Raw genomic sequence first — 24,128 nt, 5'->3', positions numbered from 1 at the left:
TGATTTTCTTACCCACTCAATAAGCTTCAGAGCTTATCGCTTATTCAAAGGAGAATGACACTGTCATGGTAGAAACTAGCACCCCAAAATTATTTTCGCTGACGTCTAATACTGCTATCGCAGAAAAAATCTCAAAAGCAGCTGGAATCCCGCTTAGCAAATTAGCGTCTAAGCAATTTTCCGACGGCGAAATCATGATTAACATCGAAGAAAGTGTCCGCGGTTATGATATCTACGTCATCCAGTCGACTAGCTTTCCTGTTAATGACAATCTATGGGAGCTCCTGATTATGATTGATGCCTGCAAACGGGCTTCGGCTAATTCAGTCAATATCATCATACCTTACTTTGGTTATGCTCGCCAAGACCGCATCGCTCAACAGCGCGAACCTATCACAGCCAAGCTGGTCGCTAATATGTTGGTCAAAGCCGGAGCTGATCGTATCCTAACGCTTGATTTGCACGCTGTTCAGGTACAAGGATTCTTCGATATTCCAGTTGATAACCTCTTTACAGTTCCTCTCTTTGCGGAACGCTATGTTCACATGGGACTCAAAGGTTCTGATGTTGTTGTCGTCAGCCCCAAAAACTCAGGTATCAAACGAGCTCGTAGCTTGGCAGAATATCTAGATGCCCCAATTGCTATCGTTGACTATGCCCAAGACGATGCTCATCGTGAAGAAGGCTACATTATCGGAGAGGTCGCTGGAAAAAAAGCTATCTTGATTGATGATATTCTCAATACCGGTAAAACCTTTGCCGAAGCGGCTAAAATTGTCGAACGTAATGGCGCTTCCGAAATCTATGCGGTCGCCAGCCACGGCCTTTTCGCCGGTGGGGCCGCTGAAATTCTCGAAGCAGCTCCTATTAAAGAAATCCTAGTAACTGACTCTGTAGCGACCAAAGAAAGAGTCAGCAGCAATGTTACCTATATCTCAGCTAGCGGGCTGATTGGTGATGCTATCACTCGCATTCACAACCACAAACCACTCAGTCCACTCTTCACTTATACTGCCGAAGACGAGGATTAAGAGATGATCTATCTTGATAATGCTGCGACGACTCCATTGATTCCAAGTGTTATCGAAGCAATGACAGCGGTTATGACTGACAATTTTGGCAATCCTTCCAGTATCCATGCCTATGGACGCCAAGCCAGCCAGCTCTTGCGTGAGAACCGTCTTACTATAGCTAAAATTTTAGAGACCCAGCCCAGAAATATTATCTTTACATCTGGAGCTACCGAAAGCAATAACATGGCCATTCAGGGCTATGCCTTAGCCAATCAAGATAAGGGCAAACACTTGATTACCACTGCCATTGAGCACCATTCAGTCCTCCATGTCATGGACTACTTGGAAAAACGCTTTGGTTTCCAAGTGACCTATCTCCAGCCTAATGCCAACCATCAGTTCACTGTAGAGGCCCTCAAAGCTGCCCTTAGAGAAGATACCATCCTAGTCTCGACTATGATGGCCAATAATGAAACCGGAGATCTTTTCCCTATAAGCGACTTTGCCCAGCTTTTGGCTGACCATCAGGCAGTTTTTCATGTTGATGCTGTCCAAGCCATGGGCAAAATGGCTATTCGGCCCGAAGAACTCGGTGTTGATTTCCTTTCTGCTTCTGCTCATAAGTTTCACGGTCCCAAGGGAACGGGCTTTCTCTATGCCAAACCTCATCACATGGACAATCTCCTGCACGGTGGCGAGCAAGAGGATAAAAGACGGGCCAGCACTGAGAATATGATTGGCATTACAGGTATGGCTCAAGCACTCAAAGAGGCCGACCAAAACTTAGATGGGAACTATCAAAAAGTAGCTCACCTCCGCAATGTCTTCTTAAAAGAATTGACTAAGCAAGGCCTAGACTACTATCTCAACGGGAGTGATAACAGCCTTCCCTATGTTATCAATATCGGTTTTCCGCGAAGCCATAACAATCTTCTCCTAACCCAATTAGACTTAGCAGGATTCGCTGTATCGACGGGTTCTGCCTGTACCGCTGGTACTGTTGACCCCAGTCATGTTTTGGAAGCCTACTACGGGAGCGACTCCTCTCGCTTGGACGAGTCCATTCGCATCAGCCTGTCAGAACTCAATACCCCTGAGGAATTAATCAAACTCGCAAAACAATTAAAAGAAATTATAGGATGATACCATGGCATTTGAAAAATCTATTCACTTGGACGACTGTAAGTATACCTATACCATCAGTCCTAAGATTAAAAAATATACACTGAGAGATACAACTTTTGAACCAAATAAACTTGGTCATTACGAACTTAACCGTCTTCTGGAAGAGGTTCCCAATTCTGGACAAGGTTTCCCTGTTAAAATTACTATTCACAAGGATTTGTCTTCCTTTAAACTCAGTATCACCGACCAGTCTGGACTGCGCTTGGTCAATATCTTTAAATCAGACAAAACAGCTATTATTCAAGATAAATTTTACTTTTTGATGGATAGCTTGGTCGAGCGAGATATTTTTACGAAAACAGAAAATGACAGTCCAAATCTTTGATTTTGATAAAAGAATCCTATGCTGGCATAGGATTTTTTTATCACAAATTTGTTGCAGTTTTCACAATCTTGTTCTACAATTAACTTAGAATTATTGATTTTAAAATAGATTGGAGATAGTGCCATCATGGTTATTGATAAATCTATTCCAAAAGCAACAGCCAAGCGCCTGTCGCTCTATTATCGAACCTTTAAGCGCTTTAATGCAGGAAATATTGAAAAGGCCAGTTCCAAGCAAATTGCTGAGGCTATCGGAATCGACTCAGCCACTGTTCGCCGAGACTTTTCCTATTTTGGTGAACTAGGAAGACGGGGATTTGGCTATAACGTTAAGAAGTTGATGAATTTCTTCGCTGATATCCTCAACGATCATTCTATCACCAGTGTGGCCCTAGTCGGTTGTGGAAATATGGGCCGGGCCCTGCTCCACTATCGTTTCCATGAGCGCAATAAGATGCAAATTATAATGGCATTTGATACTGATGATAATGAACTGGTCAACACTAAGACAGATGATGGTATCCCTATCTACGGTATTTCTACCATCAAAGAGCATCTCAAAGATTCCAACTGTCAGACGGCCATCCTAACCGTTCCCAGTCTTAAAGCCCAAGAAGTCGCTGATCGGCTAGTACAGGCTGGTATTAAGGGAATTCTGAGTTTCTCTCCAGTCAATCTGCACCTGCCCGAGGGTGTTTTTGTGCAATACGTTGACCTGACTAGCGAGCTCCAGACCCTGCTCTACTTCATGAATCAGAACCACTAAAAGTTTTCAGCTCAATAAAACTGGAGAGAGTGTGTCAGGTAGACGCTTAATGGCTCTTTTGTAGGCCATCTTATGAGTTTTGGCTATGGGGACAACAGTCCTCATAGTTGCCTTATGCGCCATCTTCAGAGATTAACACATGTGTGGGTGGGGGCCAAGCCACTACGGCTGTTCTGTCCCATCCCCTTCTCAATTCATATACCTACCCCTAGGAGGTTTTCCTTAATGAAGCAAAAACCAATTATTGGTATTACAACAAATGAAAGACCCAACAGCGATAATATAATCACCAGCTATGCACCTAGAGGATTTGTCCAGGCCGTTCAAAGGGCTGGTGGAATTCCTCTGCTCCTCCCTATTGGTTCCATCGATGATGCTATCGAGTATGTTGATAGGGTGGATAAGATTCTACTGATTGGTGGACAAAATGTTGATCCTGAATTCTATCACGAAACAAAACAGGCTTTAGATGATGATTTTTCTCATCGCCGAGATATTTTTGAGTTTGCCATTATCGACGAAGCTATCCGTCAAAGAAAACCTATATTCTCCGTTTGCCGTGGTACCCAGCTCATGAATGTGGCTCTGGGAGGTAATCTTAACCAAGCCATTGAAAATCACTGGCAGGAGGCTCCAACTGACTATCTCTCTCATGAAATGACAATCAAGGCCAATACAAAATTGGCTGAAATCTATGGCTCAGAAACCACCATCAACTCCTTCCACCATCAGAGTATCAAGGAACTCTCTCCCTACCTAGATGTTATTGCCGAGGATCCTGAAGATTCAACCATCGAGGCGGTTGCCTCCAATCATCCTGATATCCATTTTTTAGGAGTCCAATGGCACCCAGAACACCTGATTGGCAGTCGGCAGGAAGATCAAGAGCTCTTCAACTATTTTGTCAACGAGTTATAGGTATGAAAAAGCGATTGAAAATTAAGAAGCTGCCCTCCTCTCATGTCATTAAGCAGCTAGCAAGAATTAAAACTTATCATTTCGACCAGACAGTTTTTCCACTGTCTGGCCTTTTTTATTAGCAAGCTAGTTTCAATGTTTTCAGCTGGGCAGGTCAATGATGATATCCGTTTCTTCCCGAAAACTGTAATAATGATCAGAACCAACGATGATATGATCCAAAAAGGCCAAGCCAAGGTCATCGCAACAGCGTTTGATTTTCTCTGTAAACACGATATCGTAACGACTCGGATCAGGCTGTCCCGAAGGATGGTTATGAACAACGATAACCGACGTTGCCATAACCCGGCAAGCGTAGTGGAGAATCTCTCGCGGTTCTGCAATAGAACGCTGGACACTACCGATAAAAATAGTTTGCTTTTTAATCAGGCGATTTTGAGTATCCAAATAGAGGGCTATCAAATGCTCCTGCCTTTTATCTCGCAACTCTGCTATCATTTTCTTAGCCAGGCGGTCACTGGAAATAATCCTTTCGGACTTCTCAGGCAGTGTTTGATTGATGCGCTTAGAGAATTCCAAGGCTGCTTTCAGCTCAATGGATTTAACCCGACCAATCCCTGGAATAGCCTGCAATTCCTCCAAGGATAAGCTGCGAAAATCGGCTAAGCTATCAACTTTCTCCAAAATATTATTGGCCAAAGTTAAAACGTGGTGCTGTCTGGTTCCCGTCCGCAAGAGGATTGCTAATAACTCCTGATTACTCAGACTCTCTGCCCCAAGACTAATCAAACGTTCTCTGGGTCTCATAGCTTCTTCATGAATTTCTACACTATACATGTTCTACCTCCTAACTTTATATTCGTAGGCCAGCAACAAAAATCCTATTTTTCCGCAACATTTTAAAAATTAAAAATCCCTCCAGCTAAATGGATACTGAAGAGATTAGATGTTATTTTTTGAAGATTAAGCTAAGCATCTTGTTCCTTGCGAAGAGCACCAAAGATGATACCGGATACGACTGCTCCAATGGCAACAAAGATCAGATAGAGCCACCAGTTTGTTGTCAAAGCAACAACGAAGATACCACCGTGAGGAGCTAAAAGCTTGATACCAGCAGCACCAACCAAAGCTCCTGTCAAAGCTGAACCGATCATAAAGCTTGGGATAGCCCGGCCTGGGTCAGCGGCACCAAATGGGATAGCTCCTTCGGTAATAAAGGACAAGCCCATAACAATATTGGTCAAACCAGAATCGCGTTCTTCTTTATTAAACTTCTTAGGGAAAAGACGAGTCGCTACAAAGACTGCCAATGGCGGAACCATACCACCAGCCATAACTGCTGCCATAACAACTGTACCACCATGCGCAAGAGCATTAGGATCTGCCAACGTACCTGTAGCGAAAACATAAGCTGCCTTATTGAATGGACCACCCATATCGATAGCCATCATGGCACCAACAATCAAGCCCAGAAGAACAGCCGAACTTCCTGATAAACCTTCCAAGAAGCTACTTAAAGCTGTGTTGATAGCTCCCATTGGTACATTGACCAAAAGCATTAAGAAGCCCGTGATAGCAACACCAAGCAAAGGTAAGAGCAATATAGACTTGATACCTTCCAAAGAGCGGGGGACTTTGACATATTTTTTCAGCATCAAAGCCACACCACCAGCTAAGAAACCACCGACTAAAGCACCGAGAAATCCGGACGGAATTAGCTTGCTTTCATCAGCACCGATCATATTGATGGCGTAACCGACTTTGGCAATATAACCAGCCGTAACACCGGCTACTAAACCAGGCTTTTCCGCAATAGAGTAGGCAATGTAACCAGCCAAGATTGGTAACATGAAGAAGAAGGCCGCTCCTCCAATTTGATTAAACAGAGCTGCAGCAGTATGGTAGTGACCTAAGTCTGATAAATGACTTTGCGGAACACCCATAAAGTTATCAATCAAGAAAGAAATTGCTGTAATGATACCGCCACCAATAACGAATGGCAACATTTGCGAAACTCCGCTCATCAAATGTTTGTAGAAGGCTGCTCCAAGACCGGTCTTTTCACCAGAATCAGCTGCAGCTGAGCTAGCTTCTCCTGCGGCCGCATGGTAGGTTTCTGCCTTACCATCCAAAATAGCATTAATCAATTCCTCTGGTTTTTTAATACCTTCAGCGACTGGGCGAGAAATCAATGGTTTGCCATCAAAACGAGGCATCTCAACAGCCTTATCCGCAGCAACAATAACACCCTTAGCCCGTTTGATTTCATCAGCTGTTAGGGCATTACCAATGCCTGAAGCACCATTAGTCTCAACTCGAACATTGACCCCCATTTCCTGTCCTTGCTTAATCAGTGCTTCTTCTGCCATGTAGGTGTGGGCGATACCAGTGGTACAAGCAGTAACCGCAACGACCAGTGGCTGGTCATCGTCAGCAGCTGGAGCAACTTTAGCAGCAGCTTCCGCCTGATTTTCTTCTTCTGCTGCATCAAAAGTTGCAATAACTTCCTCAGGACTGGTTACCTGACGCAATTTATCAGCAAAGCCGTCCTTCATCAGATACTTAGATAATTCAGCCAAGGCAGCCAAGTGAGTGTCGTTGGCACCATCTGGAGCTGCAATCATAAAGAAGAGGTCGGTCGGCTGACCATCAAGAGCTTCATAATCAACACCCTTAGCTGATTTAGCAAAGAGCACCGTCGCCTCCTTAACGGCAGCATTTTTACTGTGGGGCATGGCAATACCATCACCCAAACCTGTTGAGGTTTGGGCTTCCCGATTCATGATACCCGCTTTGAAGGTATCAAAGTCGGTGACAATTCCCTTGTCAACCAAGGAAGAAATCATTTCATCAATCGCAGCTTCCTTAGTAGTTGCCTGCAAATCCATGATCATGACTTCTTTTCTCAAGACATCTTGAATTTTCATAGTTTTTCTACCTCTACTTTTTGATAAGTTTCTTTGATAAAATCGACGCTAGCTAAATCATCGGAAAAAGCGGTCGATGTTCCGCAAGCCACGCCCCACTTAAGAGCTTGGACCGGATCACCAGATTTGACAAATTCTCCTGTGAAACCAGCAACCATTGAATCGCCTGCACCAACCGAGTTTTTAACTTGCCCCTTGATTGGTTTAGCAAAATAAGCAGCTTCTGGCCTTACCAGCAGAGCCCCATCACCTGCCATGGAGATGATAACGTTTTGAGCTCCTTTAGCCAAAATCTCTCTAGCATATTTTTCAACATCTGCTAAGCCGTTGAGCTTAACATTAAAGATGGCTTCCAATTCGTGGTTATTAGGCTTAACAAGGAGCGGTTGATAGTTCAGGGAATCTAAGAGGGTTTGACCCTCAAAGTCACAAACGATTTGAGCTCCTGCTTTCTTAGCAACAGGAAGCAAACGATTATAAACTTGGTTGCCTAGATTGTTTGGGGCAGAACCTGCAAAGACCACAATATCATCGGCCGAGAGACCTGCCAGAATAGCTTCCAGATCAGCCAACTGTTCTGAACTAATTTCAGGACCAGCACCATTGATTTCTGTCTCATCATTTGCCTTTATTTTGACATTAATTCGAGTATCTTGATCAACCTGAACAAATTTTGTTGGGATGTTTTCAGTCTTGAGTCCATCTTCAACGAACTTGCCAGTGAAACCGCCCAAGAAACCTGTTGCCGTATTAGGCACACCTAAGCGTTGCAAAATTCGACTAACATTGATGCCCTTCCCCCCAGAAAACTTATCGTCGCTGTCCACGCGATTGACACTGCCGAGAACGACACTGTCCAGACGAACGATGTAGTCGATAGATGGGTTGAGGGTTATGGTATAAATCATACTTCAATCACCTTCGTTTTTTCCTTTATAGTAGTGACAATTGGTTTAGAGGAGCGATTAATGACCAAGGTAACCTCTTTCAGTTTAGCAAACTTCGCAAAGGCTACCTGATCCAGCTTAGTAGCATCAGTCAGTACAAAGGCTTCCTTGCTGCTGGCAATGACTGCCTGCTTAATGGTTGCCTCATAAATATCGGGAGTGGTTAGATTCTCACCATCAATCCCATTAGTTCCCAAAAAAGCCTTATCAAAATTGAGCTGGTTAATCTGCTGAAAGGCGATAGGCCCAATATTAGCGTCAGTAGGAATCTTAACATTCCCCCCAATCATAACCGTAGGAATCCCCTTTTCAACAAGCTTGATGCCATGATGGATAGAATTCGTCACCACCGTCAAATTTTGACTCGTTAACTTGTCCACCAAAAGTTCATTGGTCGTCCCGGCCTCAATAAAAATGACTTCACCATCATCAATCAGGTCCTTGGCTTTCTGAGCAATCAGTTTTTTCTCTTGAACATTTTTGATAGCCTTTTGCTGGTTGCTCAGCTCTTCTTGAAGGCTGGAAAGCCTTTCTGCCCCGCCATGAATGCGGTGTAGTTTTCGCTCAGCCTCAAGTTCGTCCAAATCACGGCGGACTGTCGATTCGGACGTTTCTAACAGAGATACTAAACTGTCTAAGGTCACAAAATCATACTGGCTGATTCGCTCCATAATCAGCTTTTTACGCTCTGACTTAAGAATAGCAACACCCCCTCTGCAATCGTTTACAATCTTTATTATAAGCCAATTTCTTCCAATGTCAAGCACTTTCTTCCAAAAACAGTCAAACCCTTGCCCCACCGATAGAAAAACCAAGCAGCAACTACCGCTTGGTCTATATTACAACTATCTAAAAACCTTTGAGTTTCCAGCTGCCAACTGCCAGAAAGGAAAGTAAGACTAACAGAATCCAGCTAGGGATTCAAGTCTAAACTAGTCATTATCTAAAATTGGCAGACAACCAGCATCAGATTAGTAAAGCCCTGATGAGGTTAGATTCATAACTAGATAAATTTATCTCACAAAATTAGACCAGTTGTCACTAAGGCTAATGAATGAAAGGACACAAATATCTCAGTCTTTGATTAGGGAAGTCGAGTGAACGGCTCGATTATCACGATCAGGATAAATATACTTGATAGCATGATTAACGGCAGTTGGAGCTTCACCAAAGCCAGTAGCAATCAGGTCAACCTTGCCATCATAGTCAGCGGCATCACCGATTGCATAGACACCTTCCTGACTGGTTTGAAAGACCGGTGACACGGCGATATTGGTCCGCTTGTAGTCAATCCCCCAGTTACGCAAGTTCTTATTATTGGTTGAGAAACCAAAACTGACAATCAAGGCATCTAGGTCCAAATCTACCACTTCTTCTGCCTTCACCTTTTGAATGGACAGTCCAGTCACAGTTTTACCATCTCCATGTAAGCTCAAAGGGACATAAGGCGTCATAATCTTGACCGAGGAAGCATTCAAAAGTTCCACACTATGTTCATGAGCCCGAAAAGCATCCCGCCGATGAACAATGGTCACACTCTCAGCGATTGGCTCCAGATGCAGGGCCCAATCAACCGCTGAATCGCCGCCGCCGCAGATGACCACCTTCTGGCCAGCAAATTGGTCTAGCTTATGAACATTATAGAAAAGATTATTGTCAGCATAGCCTTCTTCACCTTCGAGGCCCAAGGTTCGCGGAGCAAAAGCCCCATTACCGCAAGCGATGATAATGGCCCGAGACAAATGTTGTCCCTTGTTGGTTTCAATAGTAAAGAGCTCACCCGTCTTTTCAAAACTCAAGACTTCTTCCTTGAGACAAATCTCAGTCGTGTCCTTAAAACGGGCCAACTGGGCCAACAAATTTTCGGTCAGCTCAACCCCATTGGTCTTAGGATAGGCAGGAATATCATAAATAAGCTTTTCAGGGTAAAGTACAGCTGGCTGTCCGCCTAGTTCAGACAGGCTTTCAATGATTTTAACAGACATACCACGCAGGCCGGCATAAAAAGCAGCAAAGAGCCCAACCGGCCCACCGCCGATAATAGTAATATCAGTAATCTTTTGTTCCGTCATTCGTTTCCTCAATTTCTCTATCTTCTTTTTTAATTTTTTCCAAAAGCTCAGCTTCTTCAGCACTCATTTGGTACTGATCCAGCAAGTCAGGCCGCCTTTGCCAAGTCTTGCGCAGACTCTGTTCCAACCGCCAGCGACGAATATTCTCGTGGTGACCACTCATCAGAACATCAGGCACCACCATTCCTTGAAAGTCATACGGGCGGGTGTATTGGGGATATTCTAAGAGACCGGATGAAAAGCTATCATCCTGATGACTAGATTCCTTACCCAAAACCTCAGGAATAAGGCGAACGGTCGCATCGACAATGGTCATAGCTGCCAGTTCACCGCCTGTCAAAATAAAATCACCCAAGGAGACCTCATCGGTCACCAAGGTCTTGATGCGTTCATCATAACCCTCATAATGACCGCAAATAAAAATCAATTGGTCTTCTTGGGCCAGCTCCTCAGCATAAGCTTGATCAAACTTTCGGCCGGCAGGATCCAAGAGCAAAACCCGAGGCTGCTGGTTCTGAATATCAATTTTTGCCATGGTATCAAAAATTGGCTGAACCCGCAGCAGCATACCTTGGCCGCCTCCATAGGGTTCATCATCAACGTGGCGGGATTTTTGCGCATTTTCACGAAAATTATGGTAAGTGATGTCTAAGAGCCCCTTCTCTTGAGCTTTGCCAACAATGGAATATTCCAAAGGGGCAAACATTTCAGGAAAAAGGGTCAGAATATCAATCTTCATCGTCATCTAACCCTTCTAAAAGCTCAACCTCAACACGTTGATTGGCCAAATCAACCTTCTTAACCACCGATGGAATATAGGGCAAGAGTAAGTCCCGTTTGCTTTTTCGCTTAACCACCCAGACATCATTGGCTCCGGGTTGAAGAATTTCTTTAATAAGGCCGATCTGCTGATTGTTCTCATAGACGGGCAGGCCAATAATTTGGTGATAATAAAATTCACCTTCAGCCAAATCTGCCAAATTTTCCTCCGCTACTTTAAGAGTGCAGCCTTTAAATTTTTCAATAGCATTGATATGGTACATATCTTTGAACTTGATGATATCAAAATTTTTATGCTTACGATGGCTGGCAATGGTTACCACTTGAACAAGCTGATCCTTATCATCGAAAAGAGCCAACTGACTCCCTTTTTTGAATCGCTCTTCCGCAAAATCAGTTACCGATAGGACTCGCATCTCTCCTTGAAGCCCCTGAGTATTAACAATAGTCCCAACTTTATAATAGTTCATACAACTTCCTTATATTATTTAGTCATTTCTTAGTATTTTACCACTCCCTAACCGTTAAAGTAAAGAGTGAAATCCCTTAATCGATCATCTAACAAGGCGAAAAATACCAGTCAAGTCCTTCCCTAAAAGTTGTCTTAGTCAAGCTATCAAAAACGAGTCTGGAACAAAAGCCCAGACTCTTTAGCATTATTCTACATTTACTAGATTGACGCAGTGGTTGGTTTTTTCTGTAACTGGAGCTTCTTAATTTTTAAGCGTCCATCTTAAACAGTCCATTGGGCTGTTTTAACTACCACGCAAGAGATAGGTCAAACAGTCTGGGCAAGCGAGGAAAATCTAAATCGTGATTTTATCACGATTTACTGATTTTTTATACGTAATCTTCAAAGATTACAATGTTTTGTGGGTGAGAGCAAAGCCATCATGGCTGTTTGTCCCACTCCTAAGGATGCACCCTAGAGGATTCGAACCTCTAACCGCCTGATTCGTAGTCAGGTACTCTATCCAGTTGAGCCAAGGGTGCTAAATCACTTGCGAAAAATCTAAACCAGTACGCAACCCTAGAACCATTATTCTAGGGCTTGACTTATCAAATAAGATCCTAATACCGGCGGCCGGGGTCGAACCGGCACGTCCGTGAGGACACTGGATTTTGAGTCCAGCGCGTCTGCCAATTCCGCCACACCGGCCTAGAAGCAAATAAAAAAACTGGGGTAGCTGGATTCGAACCAACGCATGAGGGAGTCAAAGTCCCTTGCCTTACCGCTTGGCTATACCCCAATACAACCTATATTTTACTGAAAAATGAGAAACTTGTCAAGAAGCTTAGGAATGAAAATTCCAAAAGTAAATCCTAAAATTCTTCTGGCCGGCGAGGGCAGTCCGTTAAAACCGATCAGCCTCCTATAAGTCACTGATAGAGCAATCCACAGTATTGTATGCTAGCGAATCATAGACAGCCATCAGTTATCATAAAAAATTCTGCCTAAATTGAACACTCCTACGACTCTGTAAAATTGGACTCGCTTTCCTAGAATCTTTAGAGATTCTTCGGCAAGCTCCCTAAATTTCTTTGAGTCGCTTAACGGCTTAATATCTTGTATAGGGCTTTTCCAAATAAGGAAAGGATCTAAACAGATTAAAAAGCAACAGATACTTCTGCTACTTTTCATCGATAATGATTCTAACTTTTTTGGTCTCAACGGGTACCGAATAGACAATCGACCTTATCGCTGTGATAGTTCGACCTTTTTTGCCGATAATCCGACCAATATCCTGAGGGTCCAAATCCAGATGGTACTCCATAAATTCAGGACCATCTTCAATTTTGATGCTGAAGCTATCGGGCTTTGAAATCAAAGGTTTTACGATAGCGATAATAAGATTTTCAATGGTATCCATAAGCTAAGGTTTTATTTTGAGTATTTAGAATCGTGGAATTTCTTCATAACGCCTTCACGTGAAAGGATATTACGAACAGTATCAGAAGGTTGAGCCCCTTTAGACATCCAGTCAAGGATACGGTCTTCCTTTAAAGTTACTTGGTTTTCAGCAACCAATGGATTGTAAGTACCAACAGTTTCGATAAAACGGCCATCACGCGGTGCACGTGAGTCGGCAACATTGATACGGTAGAAAGGTTTCTTCTTAGAACCCATGCGAGTCAAACGAATTTTTACTGACATGTTTAAGTCTCTTTTCTATAATAATTCTTGCTTAGCCATAGCTTCTACCATGACTTTACCTAGCCAGTATAGCAGAAAGAAAAAAGGCTGTCAAGAAAAAAACTTGACAGTCCTAAAAATTAGTCAGCTAAAATCTCAACGCTTCATTATTTTCTCAAACAATATTAGCGTGAAATAAATTTTTGAAGCATTTTTTCCATTAGCAGAGCAAGAAGCAGGAACGAGCTTCGTCAGGCGAATCAGGAAGCAGTAGCCAGCTCCTAGGTAAATAGCAATTTATTGCTCCTTAAAGCGATAAGCGACTCTTTTACACACTGCTGCGATATGATTTCAACTCTTCTGGGAGGATTATTGTCCGCAAAATCTTGTGAGAAATCAGAACCACCGCTGCTGACTCCAAAATTCGTAGCACAGGGCCCGGTTGAACTTCTGTAGTATGAACGTCTGTTCCCTTTAAATCAACTCAGAGACCACTGACAAGACCGTGAATACGATTTTTGCTAGGAGAATAGTGCACTAGGTTAGGCAGAGGATGAGTCGCTGCTCCTGCTCCAATAAAGAGTACATCCCCTTGATTTCAACAATGACAGGTAAAAAGGCTTGAGTAATCAGGGGTGGTGCCATAGCATTAGTTACCACAGCCCGCTCAACAGTATCTAAAGGGAGACTATCAGCCAAACCACTTGCACCATAGCCAACGTTATTAATCAAACTATCGATCTTCAGATCCAAATCCTCAACCTGCTGGATATACTGGTGAATCTCCTTGAATATTGATAGATCGGCACTAATGGTAAAAACTTCCAGATTAGAATTTAAGACTGCCAAGATTTCTTTAGCCTGAGATAATCTTGTTTGGTTTCGAGCGATCAGAACTTATCTGTCTAGCCTCTTTGGCAAACAGTTTAGCTAGTTCCAGTCCGATGCTCAAGGTTCCACCTGTAAGAACTTGTATTCACATTTTTTTGACAGTTAGCCTGATGTGGCAGGGACGCAAGCGACCTCCTAACGGAGTTCCATTGCTCATTTTCAAGCCTAGGGTCTTGAAAATCCCCGCGACAGTTGACTTAAATAGGTCCAATCGTCTTTTTACCACGGCGGCAACTGTCTGTTTTGAGAGTGGGACAGAAGTCGATTTTTTATATAAATTGACTTCGTTGTCCCACCTCCGCACAGTTGATTAGGATGGCCGCTAACACTTGCGGATGCGGAGCAGTTAAACAGTCCAGTGAACTGTTTAAGGGGGCGCCTGAAAATAAGACAGCGTCCCAGATCAGGACCTTCAATCAACAGTGGTTCATTGGTGCTGGCTAAAGCACCTAATGAACTGTTATTACTGCAAAAATAGAAGGCTGGAATACTTTTTTTCCCAGACTTTTTCCAGCTGACGCTAAGAATTTAAACTTGTGAATACAGTTTCTTTGAATAATTGTTTTCATCGTTTTTTTACTTTCATACTAGCCCCTAGCCCTCATAGCTTTGAAAAACAGCCCTACAGAAATAATCGTTTTTCCAGATAAATTGCCCCATTAACGGTCAGGCTTGACTGGCCTATCTGGGCGATCAATCACAATTTTTTCAGCAATATATTGAATGACTTCGGGATTGCTAGGCAGATCAGAATGGCTAGCCTCATCTCCTGATACCGTTACCTGAGTATAGTGCTTAGCCGTCTTTTGAAAGATGTATTTCCCAGTCTCTACACTTGTAAAAGGGACAATTTTATCCCCATCATAAGACGTCGTACCTGCAAGATTATAAACCGTCAAATTTTCTGGAATCAGTTCTTTTGCGGCCGTCAAATCTTTAAGCATTTGAGTCTTGTTGGAAATATTAGTTTCTTCAAAATTATAAGGAGTGGCAATCGTCAGCAGGGTTTCCATTTGGAAATCCTCCTTGCTGTAATACTTCTCAAGAAAAATAGTCCAGTTGAGTCCGCCATTAGAATGGCCAATAGCATTAAAACGCTTGAACTTATACCTATCCTGCAGGGTTTCCATGGCCAAGTCAAGCCACTCTGACTGCTTCTTAATATTGGTGTAGCCGTCCTGATTATTTTCAAAAGCAATAACAATAAACGGACGTCGGTCCTTGCTGTTGAGTTTGCCAGAATAAGTGATGGAAGCATCCTTTTTAACAGTTAGTTTTAGAATACTATGACTTTGACCACGCTCATTCAGACTAACTAACAGTCCATTGAAACGCTCTTGAGTAGCATCTGAACCTGGTACTAAAATCGTTGGGATCATTTGTGAATTATAAAGCTTGGTCTTGTGTCTGGTTACTTCATTAACATAGGCTTTTCCCAAAATTGTCATGACTATTAAAAGAAGAGCAACGAGAGAAAAGGCCAGAGATTTCAGGTGCTTTTTCATTAGTCTTCTCCTTCCAGCCATTCAGCAGCTTGAGACTCTCTTTTCAAGATAAGTCTGACAAAGGGTAAGTAGGCCAATACTGCCAGAATCAAGATCAAGGCAGTGACCAAGAGGTAACGCCAATCCCCATTGGATGCCAAAAAACCGAAGAGCAGACTGGGAGTACCATTGGGGACTGTGTAAACCGCCGGATTTAACCAACCCATTTGTAAGCAAAGGGCACCTAAGCCTTCTGCTAAAAGAGTTGTCAAAATCATAGGAAGCAATAAAATAGGTTGCAAGATAACTGGCAGCCCTAAAAGGAAGGGAAGATTTTGATCAAAAATTACAGGAACAAGAGTCCACAGCGCTAATTGATGGTAGTGTGAGCCGGACCTTCGACGACTTTCAATCAACACAGCAAGTAAGAGGGCCAAAAGGAGGCCAATCCCGCCAAACATAGCAAAACTATCCTTTAAGGTATAAAGGGTAAAAAGGTGGGGAATCTTGTCAGTTGCCTGACTTAGAGCCGCATCGAGATTATTCCCTACAACTGTTAATTCAGTATAAGGATGCAGGAGGGCATTAGGAACCAGAAAGCCAAAGATTAGCATAAAAATCGCAAATAAAGACCAGAGTAAGACCTGCCACAAGTGACTAGGACCGTCCCCCAACCAATTCGAAAAGCCCATCTGCAAGAGATATTCCGGTTTAAAGCTGGGAAAGCGCTTCAAGAGATTGGAACCAAGACAAATCACGATAAGCACTCCTCCTAAGCCTGTATAAGTCAGGGCTGAAGATTTAAAAGCCCATATTTTAATACCAAGGATAAACACAAAAGCAATAACTAACAAAAGCAACCAAAATGGCTGACTGGGACCGAGGAGATCCAGTCCCTGCCCCATCCGAGCTAGAAAGAGCCAAGTGACAAAAAAGCCTAATAGACTAGTCAGGTAGAATTCCCGATTGATAAAGCTTAAATAGTGTCTAATAAAGCTAGCCACAAAATAGGCTGTTATAAAAAGCATCAAGAACCGCAAAGCATTCCCCAGTGTCTGAGATAAAAACAGCCACCACTCCTGCAGATAAAAATCCCATTGGCAGGTTTCTGCCAAAAAGGAATTTTCTGAAACAAAAAGATTTTGACAGATAGCCAGCCAAGCATAAATCATCGCAAAAGGAAAAACATCACTGAAGCTCTGATAAAGTTGGTGTCTAAATCTCAGAGAACGCTTAAAATGAGTATCTTTCATAAAATTAACCTTCATTTGTTAAGCTTTGAAAAAGCGGTGGTTAACGTAAAGCACGATCGAATGATAAAACCATTATATCACTTCTACACTAAGAGCAAAAAAGATAACATAGCATACAGCCAAATGGGAAAAAGTTTCTCACTGAACGGCTAAGAACTATTTGAAGAAAAAACGAGCAGTGCAGTCCCAAAGTCTATCTTTTACTAGGATATGGCCTTATGGATTTGGCTGAAAATACATATAAATGAATTTAAAATCGAATGGACTCTTTAAAAACTTTCTTGCAACTGATGTTATCACCAAACTGAAAATCAAAAATAGACGTCATTGCAAACCGAACACGCTTATGTTGCTGCAAAAATAGATTATTTTTCCTTAAGTCTTTCAATTAACGACGCTACGTCAAACTTCCTAATTTTCTTTGAAACACTACTTAAGGACTTTGCATCTTCGTTCAGCTTGCTGCACTTTTATGAGAAGTTTCGCTTTATCCATTTTTTGAACTATCCGCACTTTGTCACGATAAGAACCGCAGCAATCAATGCTACTGCGGTAGCTGGAAGTGGGAAAAAAGTGTCTTTGTGCAGAAAATCGCTCCATTTTCCCACCCTCGCAAGGCGGCTAGACTTTCCTCTTGGCCACGCGATAAAAGAAAAGTTAGCCAGCCACTGCTTTTGGCTAAATGAATGGGAAATCCAGCCCATCCCACTCTCATTTTTGAGAAACTGTATTCACAAGTTTAAATTCTTAGCGTCAGCTGGAAAAAGTCTGGGAAAAAAGTATTCCAGTCTTCTATTTTTATAGTAATAACAGTTTGACGCAGTGGTTGGGAGAAAGACTTGTTGGCACTGCCAAGAAGTCTTTCCCCTGAACGGTTCATTAGGTGCTTTAGCACCAATGAACCACTGCTGATTGAAGGTCCCTATCTTGGGGTGGGGGTGCACTCCTATTTTCAGGCCCCCCCCCTTAAACAGTCCACTGGACTGTTTAACGACTCCGCAAGTGTTAGCGGCCATCCTAATCAACTGTGCGGAGGTGGGACAACGAAGTCAATTTATATAAAAAATCGACTTCTGTCCCACTCTCAAAACAGACAGTTGCCGCCGTGGTAAAAAGACGATTGTCCCTATTTAAGTCAACTGTCGCGGGGATTTTCAAGACCCTAGGCTTGAAAATGAGCAATGGAACTCCGTTAGGAAGTCGCTTGCGTCCCTACCACATAAGGCTAACTGTCAAAAAATGTGAATACAAGTTTTGACTTCCTTTGCGTATAAAAACAAGGTCGGAACGATCATTCCAACCTTGTTTTATCTCTTTTTTAATCTCTAAAGCAATGTAAAGATTAAAATACATCCTCCTCCTCATCATCTTCTTTTCTTTTTCCGGTAGCAAAGAATGTTAAAGCTGACAGCAAGAAGAAAACACCCACTAAAGGTAAATAATTATTCGAGTCTCCCGTCTTAGGCAAGTTCGTTTCCGAAGAAGACCGATTGATAACGTGATGCGACTGAGCAGTGTCATTTGGTCTAAGAGCCTTCTCAACACTTGTATTGCCAACAGGAGCTTCAGTATCCTGGTCTTTCGGATGCTTATCCTTGTTATCTGGGAGGCCGTCGTTATCATCATCCGAGTCATCGACATCAGGTGTGCCATCGCTGTCCGTATCACGTTGTACCATAATGGTGATTTCTTTAGTGCTTTCGTTACCAGAACCATCAGTGGCTTTGAGCATTACTGGGTAAGTATGCACTTCATCAGAATCATCGTTCCAAGTTTCTTGGTCCGCAGAACCTGAAATCTTGCCACTGTCCGAATCATACATCACACCTTCTGGCAAACCTGAAACGTCTGTTACTTTAGCGTCTGGATCATCATTATCCGTGACAGATATAGGTACTTCAAACGGGGTTTTCTCTGTGACTGTCTTATCGTCAGCTGTGATAACTGGACCTTCAGTATCCTTCGATTTTGGACTATTATCCTTATCATCTGGAAGTCCGTCATTATCATCATCTGGATCAGTCACATCTGGCTCTCCATCACCATCACTGTCACGTTGTACCGTAATGGTGATTTCTTTAGTACTTTCATTGCCGGAACCATCAGTGGCTTTGAGCGTTACTGGATAAGTGTGAACTTCATCGGAATCACCAGTCCAAGATTCTTGGCCTGCAGAGCCAGAAATCTTACCACTATTTGAATCGTATGTCACACCTTCTGGCAAACCTGAAACGTCTGTTACTTTAGCGTCTGGATCATCATTATCCGTGACAGATATAGGTACTTCAAACGGGGTTTTCTCTGTGACTGTCTTATCGTCAGCTGTGATAACTGGACCTTCGGCATCTTTCGACTTTGGATTTTTATCCTTATCGTCTGGAAGACCATCGTTATCATCATCCGAATCATCGACATCAGGGATACTATCGCCATCCGTATCGCGCTGAATGGTAACAGGGACATTGACAGTAATGGTTTCATTAGTGGAATTACCATTTGGACGTGTAACTTGCAAGACTATCGTAACAGAAAGATTAAAGTTTCGCTCTTCATCTTGATTACCGCTCCAATCCTTAACATCAGCCTGACCAACAAGATGACCATTGCTATCTACCGACAAACCATTGGCCACTGCACTTGGCCTCATCATGGCATTTTCTTTATTAGGAGTTACAACCACCTTATCTCCAGCATCGGTTTTATCAGTGAGGATATTAGGATTTACCACATCAGCAGCCAGCTTTTCGGTCCAAACTGCATAAAGCGTCTGATTATTAACTGGGATCTTGGCACCAGTCGCATATTGCTCATCCCCTTCTTTGGCTCCTTCCTTGGTTGACCAACCAATGAGGTTATAACCGGGGCGGGAATAGCCTTGATTTCGAATATAAATGGGACTATTTGTCTTGTGATGTTTACTAACAACCGAACCATTGCCCCCATTAGGATTATAAGTTACCGTTGCAAAATCATAGTCTGGGTTTTTACGCCATTGTGCATAAAGGGTCAAACTGTCTCCAGAAAATTGGTTGAAGCCAAGAAGATCTTTTGGACGGTAGGTCTTACCGCTACCATTTGCCTGTGTATTCCAGCCCGTAAAGACATACTCTTGGCTTGGAGCAGCCATCTCACCTTGTTCAGCAATAATAACATTCCGCATGAACTCCAGATCTTCAGTTGCAGGTGGTTGGCTGCCGCCATTAGCATTGTAGACAACCGTCTTTGTCTTGTATTCCCAGACTGGCACCAAAATTGTACCAGGATCGATAATTTCATCAGCTAAGTTAGCTTTTTCCAAACGGCCATTCACCAATTTGTACCAAATTGGCTCTAGAGTTGTTCCATCATAATTAGTCTTATCGTTAACGTCCAACTTACCGTTAAAGGTCTTGCTATTGTCAACAATCGGACTATTATTTTCATCCTTTTTCGAATGACCATCAGCATCTACTTGGGCATATTTGTTATCGGTGTTTAAAACATTATTACCCGAGCTGACCAAAAGAACATATTTATCCTTGTCATCCTTATCCAGAGTAGTATCACGATGAACCGTCACTTCAACATATTCCTTAGTCCAGCCAGCATAATAAACCAAACCACCAGCAGGTACCGTTACATTAGAAAAATCAACAGGATTACCACTGGTTGCCGCATTGTCATACCATCCAGTAAAGACATAATTAATACCATGTTCATCAGTCTTTTTAGTGACATAAGGAGTCATATTTGTTGGAACCAAAGTGGTCACACTAGATTTATAAGGAACCATGGTATGACTGTCTGGGATATCACTGTCGGTGATGAAGGCCACATTATAGGCCTTCTTTTTAAAATAAACCCAAATATCGCTATCGCTAACAATAAATTGTCGGACCCCCTGTGGCTGACCAGCAAAATTAATAAAGTCATAACCTTCCACATTTGATGACAGATTTAAAGTCGCCCCGACATTAGAATTAATTTGCTGCTGATAGAAGGTTTCCCCTGTATCTATATCAATATAGTACATGATAGGACGGGCTGAAAACCTTTTACCAGTCGCTCTAATTGTAGTATCCATGGCCGGCATTGGATAATTGGTCCGAGCTAGGAGACTTCCTCCTGGACTAATACGATTGTACATACTCCAAGAAGGCACACCCTTATTCTCCAGATACTGTGTCAAGGGTTCTCCCCATTTCACCTGATAAACAGCAACATCCCCAAAGTTGGAAAGTTCTAAAATGAAGTTAGCCACCTAAGAGTATCAAAAAACATCTCAGAGAGATATAATTGTAATCACCACAATAACAATTAGAAAGACTCTGAGATGCAAAACTATTATACACCAAAAAGTAAACATTTGACACTAACTGAACGTAGAATAATTGAACGTTGGCTTCAAGAAGGGCTCTCAAATCGTGAAATCGCTAGGAGATTGGCTAAAGCTCCTCAAACCATTCACAACGAAGTCAAACGTGGTCAGGTTAGACAACAAGTGCGTAAAGGAAAATTTGAGGTGATCTACTCAGCTGACTTCGCCCAAAAAGCCTATCAAAACAATCGTAAACGTTCTGTTAAACAAGTCTCCCTGACCAAGGGACTCAAAGAAAAGATAACTCACTACATCAAACAGAAATATTCTCCTGAGATGATAGTAAAGGCAAAAGGATTACCTGTTCCCATCTCCACTATTTACTACTGGATTCATCATGGACACTTAGGATTGACTAAAGCTGACATGCTTTATCCTCGCAAGGAGAAAACTAAGAAAAAGCATGCCAGTCCCAACTTTAAGCCAGCTGGAAAGTCTATCGAGGAACGACCAGAAAGCATTAACAAGCGTGAGAATGTTGGTGATTTTGAAATTGATACGGTTATTCAAACTCGGGCAAAAAACGAGTGCCTGTTGACTCTAACGGATAGAAAGAGTCGTTATCAAATCATTCGACTCATTCCCGATAAGTCCACGTCTTCAGTCAATCAAGCTCTGAAAGCAATCCTCAGGGATTATCAAATTAACTCTATCACAGCTGATAACGGGGCTGAATTCAGTCGTTTAGCAGAAGTTTTTGACCCTGCTCATATCTACTATGCCCACCCCTATTCTTCTTGGGAGCGTGGAACTAATGAGAATCATAATAGACTCATCCGGCGCTGGTTGCCTAAGGGAAGCAAAAATGCGACTCAACAACAAGTCGCATTTATTGAAAACTGGATTAACAACTATCCAAAGAAACTATTCAATTATAAATCTCCTAAAGAGTTTTTACAGACTGGCTAACTTGAACTTGAAATTTAGTCATCCCCAAAGTTATCTAACGTAAGATCATACTTACGGCGCTCATAGTAGACATTAAGAGTGGCTTGACCATCTCCACTTATCTTAACCACACCTACTTCAGGCTGGTAGTCTGATAAGGTATAGGCAGAAAAGAAATCTGGCTTTGTATAAGTAGCCGGATCATCAGTCCTTCCGGTTTCATTAGTAATCGTCCCGACCGTATATTGAATACCATTCACCTCACGCTGACCGGTCGGATTTTCAATCCAATGGACAACCATGTAAGGTGTATCAGTTTTAGCCTCCCATTGCGCTTGCAGACGATAGTCACGGGTAACATCGGTCGTCTCATCAACATCCTGACCAGTCTTGCTATCCATCCAACCTTTAAAATTGTACCCTTGACGCGTTGGTACAGGCAGACTGCCTAGATTATCAGCTAAACTTCCCGAATCAACATAGACATTATTAACAGGTGTCCGCCCGTTAGAATCAAAGGAAATCGTTTTTTGATTCTTAATCACGGCGTAAAGGGTGGTATCTCTATTAATTGGGGTTGAAAAATCAAAAACATCACTGCCATTAGGTGACGTTGACCAATGTGAAAAGATAAAGGAGTCCTTAGGCGACAAAATAGCTACATCATTAGCGTTAGTCCTTGTCCCTGTTGGAATTTCCTTAACAGAAACAATAATCCCTTCATCATTTTTGAAAGTTACACGAACAGTATCCGAATAATTGGCTGTAACAGTGACTTCTTGACCAACTGGAAAATCCACTGGTTTAGTAAAATCTAAAATTTGCCCATTATAAAGCCAGCCCTTAAAAGCCTTATCCCCTGATTCGGGAACATTTGGTTCCAAGAGGTAATCCCCTGATTTAACGTACTGTGTTGAAACCAGTTCATTCTCATTGTAGAAATTAACCTTGCTAATGCCAGTTCCTAAAATATCAGCAACCTCCTCTGGATCTGATGGTGTTTCAGCATCCGCTGTATTTCCCGGGACCGTTACCGCATCATCAAGGCTATTAGCAGCAACCATAGAAGCTCGCAGCAAATCACGAATTAGGGGCTGACTTTCCTCAGGACTTAGTTCAACAGCCGGTTTAGCCACTTCTGTTGCATCTGATGGATTTCCTAACTGATTTGAGGCAGCTTCACTCTGTGCTGCAGGCGTTTGGTCTGCAGATACTGTTTGCTTCTCATCATTAACATTAGATACCGAGGCAGGCACTGTCGCAGACTCTGAAGTCTGGTCAGAGTTGGCTTCCGTCACCTTATTTTCCTCTGCTGTCTTTTCCTTCACCTGTACAGTTACAGTATTGTCAGCATTCTCAGTAACAACTTGACTAGTTGGACCAGCCGCTAATTCATAATTGACCAAAGCAGGGTTAGCCAAATCTGCCGAACCATCCTCCGTAACCGTCAGGCTAGCAGGACTATCTCCCTCAATTGTAATTGTCTTAGTCTTGGTTGTACGATAAATTTCCTGACCCGCCCCATTGACATAAACTACAGTATAGGTAATCGTCACCGTTCTGGTCTTACCATCTTCAGAATCTGGCTTCTCTGGTTGGCTAGTGGCAACATCGGAAGTAGACTGATTATCCTCAGTAGGACTAGCAGCTGGACCAGCCACAGGATTCTCTGTAACTTGAGCAGCAGAGCTAGAACTACCTTCCCCACTCACATCATCTGACTGAACCTGTCCCCCTCCCAGAGACATCATCAGTAAGGTCAGGCCCAAAAGAACTGAGCCCGCTCCGATGTGTTTCCGCTTTCTGATAGAAAAACGCTGTTTTTCCTTAATAGAATGTTTCATAACAGCTATCATACCTCTTTCTAAAAATCAGCAACTAACTCTCTCCCAAATATTCGTTAATTACGAACAAAAAAACTGAGATTATCTTGCTAAAATTAAAGTTAATATAAACATTCTACTTCTTTTACGAAGAGACTGTCAATCAATATGCAATGGTTTTGTTAACTTTTTGACAGTTATCATAAAAATGTATAAAGTCCTATCAACAATACAAAATAAGCTTTTAAGAATAAAATAGTTTTATCATTAAAATCACCTTCTTCACTTTCTAAAAACTGAGTCCATCGCCATTATTCAGTTAAAAATTCCAAAAGAAAACGACCTCTAAGAGATCGTTCAATACCG

20 protein-coding genes, 3 tRNA genes and 1 pseudogene are annotated in these 24,128 nt (G+C 42.5%); 7 read left to right on the top strand and 17 right to left on the bottom strand.

What is annotated here, in order from left to right; genetic code table 11:
• Positions 1-65: 65 nt before the first annotated feature.
• The 5 genes from STRCR_RS06555 (at position 66) to STRCR_RS06535 (ending at position 4,206) form a co-directional block, all read left to right on the top strand.
• On the top strand, positions 66-1,031 hold the full coding sequence (locus STRCR_RS06555) for a ribose-phosphate diphosphokinase (protein ID WP_004227930.1): 966 nt from the start codon (positions 66-68) through the stop codon (positions 1,029-1,031).
• A 3-nt stretch (positions 1,032-1,034) separates the two neighbouring features.
• Positions 1,035-2,156, top strand: coding sequence for a cysteine desulfurase family protein (locus STRCR_RS06550; RefSeq protein ID WP_004226264.1), 1,122 nt, complete (start codon positions 1,035-1,037; stop codon positions 2,154-2,156).
• A gap of 4 nt (positions 2,157-2,160) precedes the next feature.
• The gene (locus STRCR_RS06545; protein ID WP_004227302.1) at positions 2,161-2,523 is read left to right on the top strand and encodes a DUF1831 domain-containing protein; all 363 of its coding nucleotides are present in this window, start codon (positions 2,161-2,163) and stop codon (positions 2,521-2,523) included.
• A 126-nt stretch (positions 2,524-2,649) separates the two neighbouring features.
• Positions 2,650-3,288, top strand: a complete 639-nt coding sequence (locus tag STRCR_RS06540) for a redox-sensing transcriptional repressor Rex (RefSeq protein ID WP_004227241.1) — start codon at positions 2,650-2,652, stop codon at positions 3,286-3,288.
• Positions 3,289-3,513: 225 nt separating this feature from the next.
• Positions 3,514-4,206, top strand: a complete 693-nt coding sequence (locus tag STRCR_RS06535) for a gamma-glutamyl-gamma-aminobutyrate hydrolase family protein (protein WP_004228468.1) — start codon at positions 3,514-3,516, stop codon at positions 4,204-4,206.
• A gap of 141 nt (positions 4,207-4,347) precedes the next feature.
• On the opposite strand, the gene radC is transcribed toward STRCR_RS06535, so the two are convergent.
• The 15 genes and pseudogenes from radC to STRCR_RS06460 all read right to left on the bottom strand — a co-directional run bounded on the left by radC (position 4,348) and on the right by STRCR_RS06460 (position 16,694).
• Positions 4,348-5,043, bottom strand: a complete 696-nt coding sequence (radC, locus tag STRCR_RS06530; protein WP_004229236.1) for a RadC family protein — start codon at positions 5,041-5,043, stop codon at positions 4,348-4,350.
• A gap of 131 nt (positions 5,044-5,174) precedes the next feature.
• The gene (locus STRCR_RS06525; RefSeq protein WP_004228368.1) at positions 5,175-7,133 is read right to left on the bottom strand and encodes a PTS fructose transporter subunit IIABC; all 1,959 of its coding nucleotides are present in this window, start codon (positions 7,131-7,133) and stop codon (positions 5,175-5,177) included.
• Complete coding sequence (gene pfkB / locus STRCR_RS06520; protein ID WP_004227478.1) at positions 7,130-8,041, bottom strand: 1-phosphofructokinase; 912 nt, start codon at positions 8,039-8,041, stop codon at positions 7,130-7,132. The genes STRCR_RS06525 and pfkB overlap by 4 nt, the downstream gene beginning before the upstream one ends.
• Positions 8,038-8,781: a DeoR/GlpR family DNA-binding transcription regulator gene (locus tag STRCR_RS06515; protein WP_268739571.1), complete on the bottom strand. Its 744-nt coding sequence runs from the start codon at positions 8,779-8,781 to the stop codon at positions 8,038-8,040. The genes pfkB and STRCR_RS06515 overlap by 4 nt, the downstream gene beginning before the upstream one ends.
• 372 nt (positions 8,782-9,153) lie before the next feature.
• Positions 9,154-10,152 carry an NAD(P)/FAD-dependent oxidoreductase gene (locus STRCR_RS06510; protein ID WP_004225811.1) on the bottom strand — a complete coding sequence of 333 codons (999 nt, stop codon included), beginning with the start codon at positions 10,150-10,152 and terminating at the stop codon, positions 9,154-9,156.
• Complete coding sequence (gene trmD / locus STRCR_RS06505; protein WP_004228277.1) at positions 10,130-10,891, bottom strand: tRNA (guanosine(37)-N1)-methyltransferase TrmD; 762 nt, start codon at positions 10,889-10,891, stop codon at positions 10,130-10,132. Before trmD ends, STRCR_RS06510 begins: the two co-directional genes overlap by 23 nt.
• On the bottom strand, positions 10,881-11,402 hold the full coding sequence (rimM, locus tag STRCR_RS06500) for a ribosome maturation factor RimM (RefSeq protein ID WP_004226704.1): 522 nt from the start codon (positions 11,400-11,402) through the stop codon (positions 10,881-10,883). The genes trmD and rimM overlap by 11 nt, the downstream gene beginning before the upstream one ends.
• Before the next feature lie 449 nt (positions 11,403-11,851).
• Positions 11,852-11,925 (bottom strand) — tRNA-Arg (locus tag STRCR_RS06495).
• 82 nt (positions 11,926-12,007) lie between these two features.
• Positions 12,008-12,091, bottom strand: a tRNA-Leu gene (locus STRCR_RS06490).
• Positions 12,092-12,110: 19 nt separating this feature from the next.
• Positions 12,111-12,182 (bottom strand) — tRNA-Gln (locus STRCR_RS06485).
• A gap of 381 nt (positions 12,183-12,563) precedes the next feature.
• Positions 12,564-12,803: a KH domain-containing protein gene (locus STRCR_RS06480; protein WP_004229971.1), complete on the bottom strand. Its 240-nt coding sequence runs from the start codon at positions 12,801-12,803 to the stop codon at positions 12,564-12,566.
• Positions 12,804-12,814: 11 nt separating this feature from the next.
• Positions 12,815-13,087 carry a 30S ribosomal protein S16 gene (gene rpsP, locus STRCR_RS06475; protein WP_004227887.1) on the bottom strand — a complete coding sequence of 91 codons (273 nt, stop codon included), beginning with the start codon at positions 13,085-13,087 and terminating at the stop codon, positions 12,815-12,817.
• A gap of 164 nt (positions 13,088-13,251) precedes the next feature.
• Positions 13,252-14,042, bottom strand: a pseudogene (locus STRCR_RS06470) (SDR family NAD(P)-dependent oxidoreductase).
• A gap of 574 nt (positions 14,043-14,616) precedes the next feature.
• Positions 14,617-15,462 carry an alpha/beta hydrolase gene (locus tag STRCR_RS06465; RefSeq protein WP_004226609.1) on the bottom strand — a complete coding sequence of 282 codons (846 nt, stop codon included), beginning with the start codon at positions 15,460-15,462 and terminating at the stop codon, positions 14,617-14,619.
• Positions 15,462-16,694 (bottom strand): PTS sugar transporter subunit IIC, encoded by a 1,233-nt coding sequence (locus tag STRCR_RS06460; protein ID WP_004225137.1) that lies wholly within the window; start codon positions 16,692-16,694, stop codon positions 15,462-15,464. Before STRCR_RS06460 ends, STRCR_RS06465 begins: the two co-directional genes overlap by 1 nt.
• Before the next feature lie 327 nt (positions 16,695-17,021).
• Here STRCR_RS06460 and STRCR_RS12135 point away from each other — a divergent pair, with 327 nt between their 5' ends.
• A complete protein-coding gene (locus STRCR_RS12135) occupies positions 17,022-17,498 on the top strand; it encodes a hypothetical protein (RefSeq protein ID WP_157769175.1) in 477 nt (158 codons plus the stop codon).
• A gap of 538 nt (positions 17,499-18,036) precedes the next feature.
• On the opposite strand, the gene STRCR_RS06445 is transcribed toward STRCR_RS12135, so the two are convergent.
• Positions 18,037-20,934 (bottom strand): putative Ig domain-containing protein, encoded by a 2,898-nt coding sequence (locus tag STRCR_RS06445; RefSeq protein WP_003048818.1) that lies wholly within the window; start codon positions 20,932-20,934, stop codon positions 18,037-18,039.
• A 72-nt stretch (positions 20,935-21,006) separates the two neighbouring features.
• On the opposite strand from STRCR_RS06445, the gene STRCR_RS06440 reads away from it, so the two are divergent.
• Positions 21,007-21,960 (top strand): IS30 family transposase, encoded by a 954-nt coding sequence (locus STRCR_RS06440; RefSeq protein WP_004225294.1) that lies wholly within the window; start codon positions 21,007-21,009, stop codon positions 21,958-21,960.
• A 14-nt stretch (positions 21,961-21,974) separates the two neighbouring features.
• Here STRCR_RS06440 and STRCR_RS06435 read toward each other — a convergent pair whose 3' ends face one another.
• On the bottom strand, positions 21,975-23,783 hold the full coding sequence (locus STRCR_RS06435; protein ID WP_004228931.1) for an InlB B-repeat-containing protein: 1,809 nt from the start codon (positions 23,781-23,783) through the stop codon (positions 21,975-21,977).
• Positions 23,784-24,128 lie beyond the last annotated feature (345 nt).

It is taken from the genome of Streptococcus criceti HS-6, assembly GCF_000187975.2.
Classification (GTDB): domain Bacteria; phylum Bacillota; class Bacilli; order Lactobacillales; family Streptococcaceae; genus Streptococcus; species Streptococcus criceti.
The sequence above is the reverse complement of the archived record's forward strand: the minus strand, read 5'-3'. Positions and strand labels throughout refer to the sequence as shown.

Coding starts and splice junctions, on each gene's coding strand:
- radC (WP_004229236.1), bottom strand. CDS start 5,043: ATGTATAGTGTAGAAATTCATGAAGAAGCTATGAGACCCAGAGAACGT.
- STRCR_RS06480 (WP_004229971.1), bottom strand. CDS start 12,803: ATGGATACCATTGAAAATCTTATTATCGCTATCGTAAAACCTTTGATT.
- STRCR_RS06535 (WP_004228468.1), top strand. CDS start 3,514: ATGAAGCAAAAACCAATTATTGGTATTACAACAAATGAAAGACCCAAC.
- rimM (WP_004226704.1), bottom strand. CDS start 11,402: ATGAACTATTATAAAGTTGGGACTATTGTTAATACTCAGGGGCTTCAA.
- STRCR_RS06540 (WP_004227241.1), top strand. CDS start 2,650: ATGGTTATTGATAAATCTATTCCAAAAGCAACAGCCAAGCGCCTGTCG.
- rpsP (WP_004227887.1), bottom strand. CDS start 13,087: ATGTCAGTAAAAATTCGTTTGACTCGCATGGGTTCTAAGAAGAAACCT.
- STRCR_RS06465 (WP_004226609.1), bottom strand. CDS start 15,462: ATGAAAAAGCACCTGAAATCTCTGGCCTTTTCTCTCGTTGCTCTTCTT.
- STRCR_RS06510 (WP_004225811.1), bottom strand. CDS start 10,152: ATGACGGAACAAAAGATTACTGATATTACTATTATCGGCGGTGGGCCG.
- STRCR_RS06440 (WP_004225294.1), top strand. CDS start 21,007: ATGCAAAACTATTATACACCAAAAAGTAAACATTTGACACTAACTGAA.
- pfkB (WP_004227478.1), bottom strand. CDS start 8,041: ATGATTTATACCATAACCCTCAACCCATCTATCGACTACATCGTTCGT.
- trmD (WP_004228277.1), bottom strand. CDS start 10,891: ATGAAGATTGATATTCTGACCCTTTTTCCTGAAATGTTTGCCCCTTTG.
- STRCR_RS06555 (WP_004227930.1), top strand. CDS start 66: ATGGTAGAAACTAGCACCCCAAAATTATTTTCGCTGACGTCTAATACT.
- STRCR_RS06550 (WP_004226264.1), top strand. CDS start 1,035: ATGATCTATCTTGATAATGCTGCGACGACTCCATTGATTCCAAGTGTT.
- STRCR_RS06460 (WP_004225137.1), bottom strand. CDS start 16,694: ATGAAAGATACTCATTTTAAGCGTTCTCTGAGATTTAGACACCAACTT.
- STRCR_RS06545 (WP_004227302.1), top strand. CDS start 2,161: ATGGCATTTGAAAAATCTATTCACTTGGACGACTGTAAGTATACCTAT.
- STRCR_RS06435 (WP_004228931.1), bottom strand. CDS start 23,783: ATGAAACATTCTATTAAGGAAAAACAGCGTTTTTCTATCAGAAAGCGG.
- STRCR_RS06525 (WP_004228368.1), bottom strand. CDS start 7,133: ATGAAAATTCAAGATGTCTTGAGAAAAGAAGTCATGATCATGGATTTG.